Here is a 14,199-nt window from a genome sequence, read left to right as displayed (position 1 = left end):
AAAGAGCGAACGCTGCGCAGCCTCCGGGTTACCGGGCGTTGAAGTACTTGGCCTCGGGGTGGTGGATCACGATCGCGTCGGTGGACTGCTCCGGGTGCAGCTGGAACTCCTCGGAGAGCACCACGCCGATCCGCTCCGGCCGCAGCAGCTCGGCGATCTTGGCGCGGTCCTCCAGCTCCGGGCAGGCCCCGTAGCCGAGCGAGAACCGGGCGCCCCGGTACTTCAGCGCGAACATGTCCTTGACGTCCTGCGGGTCCTCGCCGGAGAAGCCCAGCTCGTAGCGGACCCGGGCGTGCCAGAACTCGGCCAGCGCCTCGGCCAGCTGCACGGAGAGGCCGTGCAGCTCCAGGTAGTCCCGGTAGGAGTTGTTGGCGAACAGCTCGTTCGCCGCCTCGGAGATCCGGTTGCCCATGGTGACCACCTGCAGGCCCACCACGTCCTTGACGCCCGACTCCTCGGGGCGGAAGAAGTCCGCCAGGCAGAGCCGCCGCCCGCGCCGCTGGCGCGGGAAGGTGAAGCGGGTGCGCTCGCTGCCGTCCTCGTTGAAGACGATCAGGTCGTCGCCCTTGGAGTTGGCCGGGTAGTAGCCGTAGACCACGGCCGCCTCCAGCCAGCCCTCGGTCTGCAGCCGGTCCAGCCACATCCGCAGCCGCGGCCGGCCCTCGGTCTCCACCAGCTCCTCGTACGAGGGCCCTTCGCCGCTGCGCGCCGCCTTGAGGCCCCACTGGCCCTTGAACAGCGCGTCCTCGTCCAGCCAGGAGGCGTAGTCGGCGAACGGCACGCCCTTGACGATCCGGTCGCCCCAGAACGGCGGGGTGGGGACGGTGTTGTCGACGGCGACGTCCGAGCGGACCTGGCCGAGGTTGGTCTCGGGCTCCTCCACGACCTCGGTGCGGGCGTGCCGGCGCTGCTTGAGCTCCGGCAGGGTCGCGCCGGGCACACCGCGCTTGACCGCGATCAGCGCGTCCATCAGCCGCAGGCCCTCGAAGGCGTCCCGGGCGTAGCGGACCTCGCCCTCGTAGATCTCGTGCAGGTCCTGCTCGACGTAGGCGCGGGTGAGCGCGGCGCCGCCGAGGATCACCGGGTAGTCGGCCGCCAGCTTGCGCTGGTTCAGCTCCTCCAGGTTCTCCTTCATGATCACGGTGGACTTCACCAGCAGGCCGGACATCCCGATCACGTCCGCCCGGTGCTCCTGGGCGGCGTCCAGGATCGCCGAGACCGGCTGCTTGATGCCCAGGTTGACCACGTTGTAGCCGTTGTTGGACAGGATGATGTCGACCAGGTTCTTGCCGATGTCGTGGACGTCGCCCTTGACGGTGGCCAGCACGATGGTGCCCTTGCCCTCGTCGTCGGACTTCTCCATGTGCGGCTCCAGGTGGGCCACCGCGGTCTTCATCACCTCGGCGGACTGCAGCACGAACGGCAGCTGCATCTGGCCGGAGCCGAACAGCTCGCCGACCACCTTCATGCCGGCCAGCAGCGTGCTGTTGACGATCTCCAGCGCCGGACGCTCCGTCAGCGCCTCGTCCAGGTCGGCCTCCAGGCCGTTGCGCTCGCCGTCGATGATCCGGCGCTGGAGGCGCTCCTCCAGCGGCAGCGCCGCCAGCTCCTCCGCCTTGGACGCCTTCATCGAGGTCGAGGAGACGCCCTCGAAGAGCTGGAGCAGCTTCTGCAGCGGGTCGTAGCCCTCGCTGCGGCGGTCGTAGACCAGGTCGAGGGCGACCTCGCGCTGGTCCTCGGGGATCCGGGCCATCGGCAGGATCTTGGAGGCGTGCACGATCGCGGAGTCCAGGCCCGCCTCGACGCACTCGTTCAGGAAGACCGAGTTGATCACCATGCGGGCGGCCGGGCTCAGCCCGAAGGAGATGTTGGACAGGCCCAGGGTGGTCTGCACGTCCGGGTGGCGGCGCTTGAGCTCGCGGATCGCCTCGATGGTCTCGACGCCGTCCCGGCGGGACTCCTCCTGGCCGGTGCCCAGGGTGAAGGCCAGGCAGTCGACCAGGATCGAGCCCTCGTCGATGCCGTACTCGGTGGTGAGCTGGGCGATCAGCCGCTCGGCGATGGCGACCTTGGTCTCGGCGGTGCGGGCCTGGCCCTCCTCGTCGATGGTGAGGGCGATCAGGCCCGCACCGTGCTCGCGGGCCAGCGAGGCGATCCGCCCGAACCGGGTGTCCGGGCCGTCGCCGTCCTCGTAGTTGACCGAGTTGAGCAGGGCGCGGCCGCCGAGCGCCTCCAGGCCCGCGCGCAGCACGTCCGGCTCGGTGGAGTCCAGCACGATCGGCAGGGTGGAGGCGGTGGCCAGCCGGCCGGCGATCTCCTTCATGTCGGCGACGCCGTCGCGGCCGACGTAGTCCACGCAGAGGTCCAGCAGGTGGGAGCCGTCGCGGATCTGGTCGCGGGCGATCTCCACACAGGCCTGCCAGTCGCCGGCCAGCATCGACTCGCGGAACTTCTTCGAGCCGTTGGCGTTGGTCCGCTCGCCGATCGCCAGGTACGAGGTGTCCTGGCGGAACGGCACCGCCTGGTACAGCGAGGCCGCCGAGGGCTCCGGGCGCGGGTCGCGCGAGGCGATCGGACGGCCCTGGACCCGCTCGACCACCTGGCGCAGGTGCTCGGGCGTGGTGCCGCAGCAGCCGCCGACCAGCGAGAGGCCGTACTCGCGGGTGAAGACGTCGTGCGCCTCGGCCAGCTCGGCCGGGGACAGCGGGTAGTGGGCGCCGTCCTTGCCCAGCACCGGCAGGCCCGCGTTCGGCATGCAGGAGAGGCCGATCTTCGCGTTCTTGGCCAGGTAGCGCAGGTGCTCGCTCATCTCGGCCGGGCCGGTGGCGCAGTTCAGGCCGATGTAGTCCACGCCGAGCGGCTCCAGCGCGGTCAGCGCGGCGCCGATCTCCGAGCCCAGCAGCATGGTGCCGGTGGTCTCCACGGTCACCTGGACCAGCACCGGCAGATCGAGGCCGGCCTCGGCGAGCGCCCGCTTGGAGCCGAGGATGGCGGCCTTGGTCTGGAGCAGGTCCTGGCTGGTCTCCACCAGCAGCGCGTCGGCACCGCCGGCGATCAGGCCGGCCGCGTTCAGCTGGAAACCGTCCCGCAGCGTCTCGTACGGGGCGTGGCCGAGCGTCGGCAGCTTGGTGCCGGGGCCGATCGAGCCGAGCACCCAGCGGACCCGGCCGTCGGTGTGCGCGTCGGCGGCCTCACGGGCGATCCTGGCGCCGGACTCGGACAGCTCGAAGATCCGGTCGGGGATGTCGTACTCGCCGAGCGCCGAGAAGTTGGCGCCGAAGGTGTTGGTCTCCACGCAGTCCACGCCGACCGCGAAGTACGCGTCGTGGACCGAGCGCACGATGTCGGGGCGGGTGACGTTCAGGACTTCGTTGCAGCCTTCCAGGTTCTGGAAGTCCTCCAGGCTCGGGTCCTGCGCCTGGAGCATGGTGCCCATCGCTCCGTCGGCTACCACCACCCGGGTGGCGAGCGCCTCGCGCAGCGCGTTCGCGCGGCTCTGCTGAGTGATGGACGGGTCGGCTGCAGTGGCCATGGGGCTTCTCCCTGGGTGCGACGGCTGTCGGCTTTGCGGCCCCGCTGACTCGGGGACGCACGTGGCCAGGGTATCCGGCCCACGGCGCGAGCCGGTGGGCATTCCGTATCCTGAGCGCTCTGCCGCAAGGGGGGAGCAACTGCATGGCCAAGTTCCGGACAGGCATTCGGCGGGCGGGAACAATCCTGGGGGTACCGTTCCGGGCCCTCCGGACCAGGTGGCGCGGCTGGTCGCGGTGGCGCAGATCACTCGCGGTGGTGCTGGTCGCGCTGACCGTACCGGTGGCGTCGATCGGCGCGGGGGCGCTGGCCCTGCGGCTGCAGTACACCGGGGACGCCTCCCCCGAGGCCCGCACCCGGGGCCGGGACGCGGTCTGGCTGGGGCACGCCTGGGTGGACGGCCGCAAGACCGAGGAGGACATCGCCGCACTCGCCGCCCGGCTCGCCGGCACCGGCATCCGCGACCTGTACGTCCACACCGGCCCGCTGGAGCACGACGGCTCGCTGCCGCCGTCCGTCCACCCGAGGGCCCGCTGGTTCACCGACGCCGTGCACCGGGCGATGCCGCGGATCCGGCTGCAGAGCTGGCTCGGCGACGAGGTCAAGCCCGAGAAGGACGCCCTGGACCTGGAGGACGCCGCCACCCGGGACCGGGTCACCGCCTCCGCCCGCCAGGTGCTCGACCTCGGCTTCGACGGGGTGCACTTCGACATGGAGCCGATCCGCCCCGGCTCGGCCGGCTGGCTCTCGCTGCTCGACCAGGTCGGCGAGGTGACCTCCGGGCGCGGCGCGCAGCTGTCGGTCGCCGCCCCGCAGATCGACCCGGTACCCGGGCTGCACACCGCCGGGATCCTGCTCACCGACCACGGCAAGTGGTGGGACCGGGCCTACTTCGCCGAGACCGCCCGCCGGGTCGACCAGATCGCGGTGATGACCTACGACTCCAGCATGCCGACCGAGCCCCTGTTCGGCGGCTACGTCGCCCTGCAGACCGAGCTCGCGCTGGAGGCCACCCCGGAGGACGTGGACCTGCTGATGGGCCTGCCGTTCTTCTGGGAGGACAAGTGGGGCCACTGGGGCAAGGCCGAGACGGTCGACGCCGCCGTGCGCGGCGTCCGGCTCGGCCTCGGCCGGCAGGACCTGCGGCGGCAGAACTTCGGCGTCGCGCTGTACGTGGACTTCGCCGCCACCCCGGAGCACTGGGACTCCTACCGGCGCGGCTGGGTGCGCTGAACCGCGCCCGCCCCGGCCGGCGGTGGATCGTGGCGCCCCCGACCGGGAGGTGGCGCCACCAGGGCGGGATGTGACGATGCGTCATGGTTCGGCTACGATCCGTGCCTGACGGGTCGAGGCGGACCGCGCCCGGCCGTCGGACCCCCGGAGAACCGCCGTGCAGCGCCACCGCCCGCCGGCCGCCCTGGCCGCCGCCCCGCTCCTCGCCCTCTGTGTCGCCGTGCCCGCCCACGCGGCCGGCGGGTACACCGTCGACACCCCGCCCCGGTACGCCGCACTGGGCGACTCCTACGCCGCCGGGGTCGCGGCCGGCCCCTACGAACAGGACAGCGGCGACTGCCACCGCAGCGCCCGCGCCTACCCCGCGCTCTGGGCCGCCGACCACGGTGCCACCGACGTCCTGGCCGCCGCGTGCGCCGGGGCCACCACGGCGGACGTCCAGCGCGACCAGCTGCCGAAGGTCGGGGCCGACACCACCGTGGTGACCCTCACCGTCGGCGGCAACGACCTCGGTTTCGCCGACGCCGCCGGGAGCTGCCTGCAGCCGCTCACCACCGACGGCCGCTGCGACAAGGCGCTGGACGAGTCCGAGCGCCGGCTGCGCGAGGAGCTGCCCGACCGGCTCTCCGCCCTCTACGACGGCGTCCGGGCCGCCGCCCCGGCCGCCCGGGTGGTGGTCACCGGCTACCCGCACCTGCTGCGGACCGGCACCACCTGCCTGATCGGCACCGACGCCCGCCGGCAGCGGTTCAACGCGCTCACCGACGGGCTCGACGAGCTGATCAACCGTCAGGCCGAAGCCCGGGGCTTCGCCTTCGCGGACGTCCGGGCACCGTTCGAGGGCCACGGCGTCTGCGCGGGCGCGGGGCGGGAGTGGATCACCGGAATCGTGCTGACCAGGCTCTGGGAGTCCTTCCACCCCACCTCCGAGGGCCAGTCCCTCGGCTATCTCCCGGCCGTCACGGCCGCCACCGGGCCCCGGTAGACACGGCGGCCGGCGGCTGCCGTCGGCGCCCTGCGGATATCCGCTGGATCATGGCGCCCCGCTCCCCCAGACTGTCCCGGTGCCCGGCCGTGCCGCGCATCAAAGCCCGTAGGCTGGGCAGGTAGGGACCATGGAGCGAGGCGTTCCATCGGTGACGAGAGGTTCGACAGTCGGCAGCCGGCCCGTCGGCGCCCCGGCAGGCCAGCCGGGGCGGTGCACGGCCGTCCGCCGACCGGAGGGAGACACTGGGTGATCGAGCTGGAAGATGTTCCCGAGTTGATCGACCCGGTGATGGTCTGCGCCTTCGAGGGCTGGAACGACGCGGGCGACGCCGCCTCCGCGGCTCTGGCACATCTGGACGAGACCTGGGGCGGCAAGGTGTTCGCCGCCCTGGACGCGGAGGACTACTACGACTTCCAGGTCAACCGGCCGACGGTCTGGCTGGACGGCGGCATCCGCCGGATCACCTGGCCCACCACCCGGCTCTCGGTGATCCGGGTGACGGAGCCCAAGACCCGGGACATCGTCCTGGTGCGCGGTATCGAGCCCAGCATGCGCTGGCGCTCGTTCTGCAACGAGCTGCTCGGCTTCGCGCACGAGCTGGGCGCCGAGCTGGTGGTGATCCTGGGCGCGCTGCTCGGCGACACCCCGCACAGCCGCCCGGTGCCGGTCAGCGGGGTGACCTCCGACCCGGAGCTGGCCCGCCGGCTGGACCTGGAGGAGAGCCGCTACGAGGGGCCCACCGGGATCGTCGGGGTGCTGCAGGAGGCCTGCGCGCACGCCGGTGTGCCGGCCGTCACGCTCTGGGCGGCGGTGCCGCACTACGTCGCGCAGCCGCCGAACCCCAAGGCGACCCTGGCGCTGATCAACAAGCTGGAGGACCTGCTGGACCTGCGCATCCCGCCGGGCGAGCTCGGCGAGGACGCCCGGGCCTGGCAGCTCGGCGTGGACCAGCTCGCCGCCGAGGACAGCGAGGTGGCCGAGTACGTCCAGCAGCTGGAGGAGGCGCAGGACACCGCCGAGCTGCCGGAGGCCTCGGGCGACGCGATCGCCCGGGAGTTCGAGCGCTATCTGCGCCGCCGGGAGAACGTCGGCCCGACGGGCGAGAAGCCCATCGCCGGGCACGCGACCACGGCGGAACGGCCGAACGACCCCGAGGCGCCGGGCGCCCGGGAGAGCCAGGACGGCGGCGAGGACGACTGACGCGTCCGCCCGGGTGGACGGGTGGACGGGCTTACGGCATGCCGAAGGGGCGTCAGGACCAGTGGTCCTGACGCCCCTTCGACCGTCGCGGCCGGGCCGCGCCTACGGCTTGTCCGGCACGCCTCAGAGCGCGACGCCGAGCAGGGCGTCCACGGTGCGCGAGACCAGGCCGGGCGCGCCGATGTCCGTCCCGCCCTCGGCGTCCTGGAGGGCGGCCCAGCGGTCGACGGCGGCCAGCGCGGCGGGCGCGTCCAGGTCGTGCGCGAGCGCCTCGCGGACCGCGGCGAGCAGCGCCTCCGCCGGCGGGCCGTCCGGGCGGGAGACCGCCGCGCGCCAGCGGGCCAGGCGCTCCACGGCCTCGTCCAGGGTGCCCTTCGTCCACTCCCAGTCCTCGCGGTAGTGGTGCGAGAGCAGGGCGAGGCGGATCGCCGCCGGGTCGACGCCCTCACGGCGCAGCGCCGAGACGAAGACCAGGTTGCCGCGGGACTTGGACATCTTGTGCCCGTCCAGGCCGACCATGCCGGCGTGCACGTACGCCTTGGCGTACGGGTGGTGGCCGGTGGCGACCTGGGCGTGGGCGGCGCCCATCTCGTGGTGCGGGAAGGAGAGGTCGCTGCCGCCGCCCTGGATGTCGAAGGACATGCCGAGGTAGCGCAGGGCGATGGCGACGCACTCGATGTGCCAGCCGGGGCGGCCGTGGCCGAGCTCGGTGTCCCAGGCGGGCTCGCCCGGGCGGGCGGAGAGCCAGAGCAGGGCGTCGAGCGGGTTGCGCTTGCCCGGGCGGTCCGGGTCGCCGCCGCGTTCGGCGAAGACCGGCCGCATGGCCTCGGGGGTGAGGCCGGAGACCTCGCCGAAGTGCGGGTCGGACTCGACCGAGAAGTAGATGTCGCCGTCCACCTCGTAGGCGGCTCCGCTCGCCAGCAGCTTCTGGACCAGCGGGACGATCCACGGGATCGACTCCACGGCGCCGATGTAGTGGGCCGGCGGGAGCAGCCGCAGGGCGGTCATGTCCTCGCGGAACAGGGCCGTCTCGCGCTCGGCGAGCTCCGTCCAGTCCTGGCCGGTGGCGACGGCGCGCTCCAGCAGCGGGTCGTCCACGTCGGTGACGTTCTGCACGTACAGGACGTCGTGGCCGGCGTCCTTCCACACTCGCTGCGCCAGGTCGAAGGCGTTGTAGGTGGCGGCGTGGCCCATGTGGGTCGCGTCGTAGGGCGTGATGCCGCAGACGTAGATCCGGGCGGTGCCGTCCTGCGGCACGACCTCCCGGATACAGCCCGCTGCGGTGTCGTGGATACGAAGGGGGAGCCCCTGACCAGGCAGGGCGGGAACCTCGGAGGCGGGCCAGGCATGCATGGAACTGACTTTAACCTCGCGAACATTTGAAAGCCTAACCAGTACGCAAGATCGACTGGATTCGCTTCCAGGCGTTGCCTGAGCGCTTCCCGACTGATACGGACCGGCTCTTGACCCGGTCCGAACGGGGCCGTACACCCCGGCGGTGAGCGCCCGGCCGACCCTGCCGCCGACCGGGCGCCCGGCTCCTCGGGGGAGGCGGCCGGAGCCGCTACAGCCGCTTCCAGAGGGCCGGCACGTTCGGCGGCTCCCAGCCGGTGACGGCGGTGTGCCCCTGGAGGCACTGGTAGGAGACGCCGGAGTAGGTGACGCGGTCGCCCGCGTTGTAGAGCGTGCCCACGGTCCAGCTGCCGCCGGGCGGGGTGGTCGGGGGCGTGGTGGGCGTGGTGCTGGGGCCCGGGCTGGTCGGCGGGGTGGTGGGTGTCTGCGGGACGTTCAGGACGAAGTCGTAGGTGCCCTCCTTCGCCGAGCCGACCTGGCGGACGTTCATCAGCAGCCGCGCGTCGTAGATGGTGTCGGTGCTGTTGCGCGGCTCACCCGGGAAGTAGAGCTGGGTGGTGAGCACCGGGCGGCCGGGCGCCTGGAGCTTCACGTGGATGTGCCGGGTGCGGCCCGGGTAGAGGCCGGGGACGATGGTGGTGAGGCTGAACGCGCCCTGGGCGTCGGTGAACTGGTGGCCGCGGAAGGTGAACCCGACGTTGTCGTAGGCGCCGTTGACGTCGGCCTGCCAGAAGTCGAGCAGGACGCCCGCGATCGGCAGGCAGGCCCGGCCGAAGACGTAGCCGCTGACGGTCAGCCGGGTGCCGGGGGTGCTGTTGGTGATCAGCGAGGTCCGCAGCGGGGAGTTGGGCTTGAAGTAGGGGCCCTCGGTCTGCTCGATGGTGGGATCGTCGCCGTCGTGGCAGGCGGGGGTGAGGCCGGGCGCCTCGCCGGTGCCGGCCCGGTCGCGGGCCAGCGCGGCCCCGCCGCCGACCAGTAGCGGGGCGGTGCCGAGCACCGCGGCGGCCCTGAGGACCGTCTTGCGGCTGATCCGGCGGTCGATCAGGCCCTCCGGCCCGGGGGTGGGCTCTTCGGATGCGGGCATGCGCCGACTCCTTCGTGGGGGTGGGACTGGAGATGGGTGGGCGGTCCTTGCCATGGTGGGGGCATGACAAGGACCGGGCCGGCGGTCGCCCGGACGGACCGGGCCGGCCACCGGCGGCCAGCAGTCAACCTACGGGGCGTCCGGGGCCGCGGCGATGGACGCGATCCGGGGATCGTGGTGATTTCCTCCGACCCGGGCCCGGAACTCCCCCGGCGTCATCCCGGTCTCCCGGCGGAAGAAACGGCAGAAGTAGGCCGGATCACCGAAGCCGGCCCCCCGAGCGACCTGACGAATCGTCAAATCGGTGCAGGCCAGCAGCCGTTTGGCCTCCAGGGTCTGCTGCTGGCGGATCAGCCGGCCCGGCGTCCGGCCGGTGACCTGCTTGACCAGAGTCTGCAGATGGCCGGGCGAGACGCCCAACTCCTGCGCACAGGAGGCCACCGAGCGCTGCTCCCCGCCCGGCAGACCGATCAACCGGGTGAAGGCGGACGCCAGTTCGGCCGACCGGCCGGGCGCCGCACCGCCCTCGCCGGGGACCGCGGCCCGCAGCGCGCGGACGATCAGGATGTGCAGGCTCGCCCGCAGCACACCCGCGTAACCGGGCGCCCTGGTCCGGTACTCGTGCTCCATGTCGGCCAGCAGCGCGCCGATGGCGCCGGCCTGTTCACCGAGCCGCAGACCGGGCCGGGCGGCCAGGGTGCGCAGCGCGGTGAGGTCCTTCGGCTGCGAGAACAGGAAGTCCTCGTTGAACAGCACGACCTGTCCGGTGAGACCGTCCGCGTCCGCCCAGTAGTGCACCTGGCCGGGCGCGATCACGCACAACTGGGGCGGCCGCAGCGGCCGGTGGACCAGGTCGAGCACGTGGGCACCGCGGCCTCCGGTGACGAGGACGATCTCGTAGAAGGAATGCCGGTGGGGGAAGCCCGCGCGGGAGAGCGGGCCGATGGTGTCGAAGCTGCCGATCGCGAAGGGCAGCAGGTGCGGCAGCGGGACCTGGAGACGGTGCATCGGCAGGTCCAGCGTGCGGGTGTCGCTCATCGGCCGGTCCGGTGGGGCGCGGTCGGCGGGTTGGGGGTGGTCCGTCGCTCGTCCATCGGAGCAGTCTGCGGCCGCTCGCGCCACCGGTCCAGACCACTGGGGTGCCGTCCGGCCGGTCGTGCGCCCGGCGGCACCGGCCTGGCCGGGCCCGGGAGATCATGCGCCCGGCGGGACGGGCCGGACCGGGCCCGGGGCACGGGCGGTCAGATCGGCGGCCAGGGGATGGACGGCCACTCCTCGGACGGCAGCGGGTGCCGGCCGGTGCGGCGGAGTTCGGCCACCCGGGCGCGGGCGGCGGCGAGTTCGGCCGCGGTCAGGTGCGGGGCGAGCCGCTCGCCGAGGGCACCGTCCAGCTGCTCGGCGAGCCCGGCCAGCACCTCCAGCGCCTCGTCGGGCAGCGGCTGCCCGGCCCAGCCCCAGAGCAGGGTACGCAGCTTGCCCTCGGTGTTGAAGGTGACGCCGTGGTCGATGCCGTAGATCCGGCCGTCGGCGGCGGCGATCAGATGACCGCCCTTGCGGTCGGCGTTGTTGAGGACGGCGTCCAGCACCGCCATCCGGCGCAGCCGCCGGTCGTCGGGGTGGACCAGCAGCGCGGTCCGGCCGTCGCCGACCTCCGCGCGGACGATCGGCAGCCAGCCGGCCTCCGGGCCCCGCGGATCCTGGAGGGCGAGCAGCGGATCGGCGCCCGGGTCCGGCTCGACCCAGAGCTGCACCATGCCCGTCCCGTACGGGCCCTCGCGCAGCACCGTGGGCGGTATCAGCGCCCAGCCGGTGGCGGCGGCGAGCTCGTACGCGGCGACCTCGCGGCCGGCCAGCGTGCCGTCCGGGAAGTCCCAGAGCGGGCGTTCACCGGCGACCGGCTTGTAGACGGCCTGCGCGGTCAGCGAGTCCAGCGTGACGCTGCAGTAGAGCGCCGCGTTGGAGGCGTCGGTGAGCCTGCCGTGGACGGTCAGCTCGCCCTCGCGCAGCAGCAGCAGAGCGGTGGGCACGTCGGCGGCCAGGGCCGCGGCGGCGGCCGGGTCGGCCTCGGGCGGGGTCTCGGTGTTCAGCGCCGGTAACCGTTCGCGCGCGGGCACAGATGGCCCTCCGGGTCGAGCGGCAGGTTGCAGAACGGGCAGGGCTTGCGGCCGGCCGCGACCAGGTCCAGCGCCCGCTTGGCGAACACCCGGGCCATCGCGCCGGAGAGCCGCACCCGCAGCATGTCGGGGCCTTTCTCGTCGTCCTCGAAGACCGCCTCGGCGGCGTCCCCGCCGTCCTCCTCCTCGTCCTCGATCACCGCCTGCGCCTCGACCACCAGGCAGCCGTCGATGCTGTCCCAGGCCAGGGCCATGGTGCCGACCCGGAACTCCTGCTCCAGCGGCAGGTCGAGCGGCGCGGTGTCGAGCAGGTCCTGCGGGGCGGCGGCCGGGATGGCGGCGTCGCCGCCGCTGCGCCGCAGGGCCTCGTCGAGGACCTCCTCGATCCGCTCCGCGAGCGCGGCGACCTGGGTCTTCTCCAGCAGCACGCTGGTGATCCGCCCCCGGGCGCTGGCCTGCAGGTAGAACGCCCGGGCGCCGGGCTGGCCGACGGTGCCGGCCACGAACCGTTCGGGCTGGTCGTAGAAGAAGACCTGACGGGGCACGCTCTCGCTCCGGATCGTGTCGATCGAGTCGATCGTATGGATCGTTATGACGTCATGGGTTGGGCTGTGGCGGGGCTCGCTAGTCACCCTACGACCTCCCGGCCGGGGCCGGGGAGCCGAGTCGGTGACCGGCGGGTGGCCGGGCGGTGGCGGCCGGGTCGCCGCGGGCGGACCCGGCCACGGCGGGCCGGCCGCGGGACCGGCCTCAGGCGGTGCCGGTGGCGCCGCCGACCACCGCGTCCCCGGCCGGAGCGCCCTGGCCGCCGCCCGTTCCGGGGGCGAGCGAGGAGAGGTCGCCGGTGTCGCCCATTCTCAGCACGAAGGGCCGCTGCGGGGTGTAGCGGATCGCGGTGACCGAGCAGGGCTCGACGCTGATCCGCTGGAAGTGGTCGAGGTGCAGGCCGAGGGCGTCGGCCACCACGGCCTTGATCACGTCGCCGTGCGAGCAGGCGATCCAGACCGCGTCCCCGCCGTGGTCGGCGGCGATCTTCTCGTTCCACTCGCGGACGGCGCTCACCGTACGGTGGCTCAGCTCACGCAGCGACTCCCCGCCGGGGAAGGCGGCCGCGGCAGCGTGGTCCTGGACGGTGCGCCAGAGCGGCTCCCCGGCCAGCTCGGCGAGCGGGCGGCCGGTCCACTCCCCGTAGTGGCACTCGCCGAGGCGGTCGTCCTCGATGGGCGCGCCCAGCTCGGGCCGGGCGGCGAGCAGCGGCTCCAGGGTCTGCCGGCAGCGGTCCAGCGGGCTGCTGACCGCCCGGGCCAGCGGGATGCCGGCGAGCCGGCCGGCCAGCGTGGCGGCCTGGGCGCGCCCGGTGTCGTCGAGGTCCACCCCGGGCGTCCAACCGGCCAGGATTCCGGCGGTGTTCGCGGTGGAGCGGCCGTGGCGGACGAGCAGCAGGGTGGGCATGGGGCCTAGCGTACGACCTCCCGGCCGGGATCCGCTCCGGGCCCGGACCGGTACGACGGGCGGGGACGGCCGGGGGCCGGACCGGTACGACGGGCGGGGCGAGGTGGCCCCACGACGGCCGTGCAGGGGTCAGAATGTCCCGCATGATCGTCCACTGCGCCATCTACCGCGACGGCCTCCGGATCGAGGCGCCCGCCGACCACACCGGCGCCCTGGCCGCCGCGCGGGCGGCCGGCCGGGGCAGCTTCGTCTGGATAGGCCTGTTCGAGCCGACCGCCGAGGAACTCGACCAGGTCAGCAAGGAGTTCTCGCTGCACCCGCTGGCCGTCGAGGACGCCGTCAGCGCGCACCAGCGCCCCAAGATCGAGGCCTACCAGGGCTCGCTGTTCGTGGCGCTCAAGACGCTCGGCTACCACCCCGGCGGGCACGCGGTGACCAGCGGCGAGGTGATGGTCTTCGTCGGCGAGGACTTCGTGATGACGGTCCGCCACGGCACCGACAGCCCGCTCAGCGGCCTGCGGGCCCGTCTGGAGGAGCAGCCTGAGCTGCTGCGGTACGGCCCGAGCGCGGTGCTGCACTCGGTCTGCGACACGGTGGTGGACGGGTACGCCGACGTCGCCACCGGGCTCCAGGCCGACCTGGACGAGCTGGAGGCCGACGTCTTCGCCCCCGGCCGGGTCGGCCGCGACAACGCCGGGCGGATCTACGGCTACAAGCGCCAGCTGATGACGGTCCGCCGGGCCACCGGCCCGCTGCTGGAGCCGATGCTGCGGCTGGAACGCGGCGGGGTGCCGTTCATCACCCCCCGGGCGCTGCCGTACCTGCGGGACGTCGCCGACCACCTGGCCCGGGCCAACGACCAGGTGGACGGCATGGACCGGCTGCTGTCGGACATCCTGAGCGCCAACCTGGCGCAGGTCAGCGTGCAGCAGAACAACGACATGCGGAAGATCTCGGCCTGGGCGGCGCTGGCCGCCGTGCCGACCATGATCGCGGGCGTGTACGGGATGAACTTCGCCGACATGCCCGAGCTGCGCCAGCCCTGGGGGTACCCGGCGGCGCTGTCGCTGATGGTGGCGGTCTGCGTGGTGCTGCACCGGGTGTTCAAGCGGCACGACTGGCTGTAGCGCGCGGCCGGGGGGGGGGGGGGGGGGGCGCGGGCGCCCCCGGGGGCCCCCCCCCCGCCGGGCGGGGGGCGCGCCGGGGGGGCCCCGCGCCCGGCCCCCCCCCCCCGCCGCGCGCGG

General features: G+C 73.5%; 11 protein-coding genes. 4 read left to right on the top strand and 7 right to left on the bottom strand.

All coding sequences use genetic code 11. The features are described from left to right. Nucleotides 1–28 precede the first annotated feature (28 nt). Nucleotides 29–3,532, bottom strand: coding sequence for a methionine synthase (metH, locus tag ACIQIB_RS10170; RefSeq protein WP_363608789.1), 3,504 nt, complete (start codon nt 3,530–3,532; stop codon nt 29–31). A 257-nt stretch (nt 3,533–3,789) separates the two neighbouring features. Here metH and ACIQIB_RS10165 point away from each other — a divergent pair, with 257 nt between their 5' ends. The 3 genes from ACIQIB_RS10165 (at nt 3,790) to ACIQIB_RS10155 (ending at nt 6,952) form a co-directional block, all read left to right on the top strand. Then, on the top strand, nt 3,790–4,764 hold the full coding sequence (locus ACIQIB_RS10165) for a hypothetical protein (protein ID WP_363608791.1): 975 nt from the start codon (nt 3,790–3,792) through the stop codon (nt 4,762–4,764). 157 nt (nt 4,765–4,921) lie between these two features. Further along, nucleotides 4,922–5,749 (top strand): SGNH/GDSL hydrolase family protein, encoded by an 828-nt coding sequence (locus ACIQIB_RS10160; protein WP_363608793.1) that lies wholly within the window; start codon nt 4,922–4,924, stop codon nt 5,747–5,749. A 249-nt stretch (nt 5,750–5,998) separates the two neighbouring features. Next, entirely contained in the window at nt 5,999–6,952 is a 954-nt protein-coding gene (locus ACIQIB_RS10155; protein WP_363608795.1) for a PAC2 family protein, read from the top strand. Between the two features lie 123 nt (nt 6,953–7,075). Here ACIQIB_RS10155 and mshC read toward each other — a convergent pair whose 3' ends face one another. The 6 genes from mshC to ACIQIB_RS10125 all read right to left on the bottom strand — a co-directional run bounded on the left by mshC (nt 7,076) and on the right by ACIQIB_RS10125 (nt 12,955). Then, complete coding sequence (gene mshC / locus ACIQIB_RS10150) at nt 7,076–8,305, bottom strand: cysteine--1-D-myo-inosityl 2-amino-2-deoxy-alpha-D-glucopyranoside ligase (RefSeq protein ID WP_363608797.1); 1,230 nt, start codon at nt 8,303–8,305, stop codon at nt 7,076–7,078. A gap of 211 nt (nt 8,306–8,516) precedes the next feature. Continuing rightward, nucleotides 8,517–9,389 carry a carbohydrate-binding protein gene (locus ACIQIB_RS10145; RefSeq protein ID WP_400757502.1) on the bottom strand — a complete coding sequence of 291 codons (873 nt, stop codon included), beginning with the start codon at nt 9,387–9,389 and terminating at the stop codon, nt 8,517–8,519. A gap of 129 nt (nt 9,390–9,518) precedes the next feature. Further along, nucleotides 9,519–10,427 (bottom strand): helix-turn-helix domain-containing protein, encoded by a 909-nt coding sequence (locus ACIQIB_RS10140; RefSeq protein ID WP_400757501.1) that lies wholly within the window; start codon nt 10,425–10,427, stop codon nt 9,519–9,521. 203 nt (nt 10,428–10,630) lie between these two features. Beyond that, the gene (locus ACIQIB_RS10135) at nt 10,631–11,428 is read right to left on the bottom strand and encodes an SCO1664 family protein (protein WP_363608851.1); all 798 of its coding nucleotides are present in this window, start codon (nt 11,426–11,428) and stop codon (nt 10,631–10,633) included. Nucleotides 11,429–11,472: 44 nt separating this feature from the next. Beyond that, on the bottom strand, nt 11,473–12,048 hold the full coding sequence (locus ACIQIB_RS10130) for a DUF3090 domain-containing protein (protein WP_363608803.1): 576 nt from the start codon (nt 12,046–12,048) through the stop codon (nt 11,473–11,475). A 205-nt stretch (nt 12,049–12,253) separates the two neighbouring features. Next, on the bottom strand, nt 12,254–12,955 hold the full coding sequence (locus ACIQIB_RS10125) for a histidine phosphatase family protein (RefSeq protein WP_400757500.1): 702 nt from the start codon (nt 12,953–12,955) through the stop codon (nt 12,254–12,256). 134 nt (nt 12,956–13,089) lie between these two features. Between ACIQIB_RS10125 and ACIQIB_RS10120 the strand changes: the two genes are divergently transcribed. Next, entirely contained in the window at nt 13,090–14,082 is a 993-nt protein-coding gene (locus tag ACIQIB_RS10120) for a magnesium and cobalt transport protein CorA (protein ID WP_363608807.1), read from the top strand. Nucleotides 14,083–14,199 lie beyond the last annotated feature (117 nt).

This window comes from Kitasatospora sp. NPDC092286 (assembly GCF_044755565.1).
Lineage (GTDB): Bacteria > Actinomycetota > Actinomycetes > Streptomycetales > Streptomycetaceae > Kitasatospora.
The sequence above is the reverse complement of the archived record's forward strand: the minus strand, read 5'-3'. Positions and strand labels throughout refer to the sequence as shown.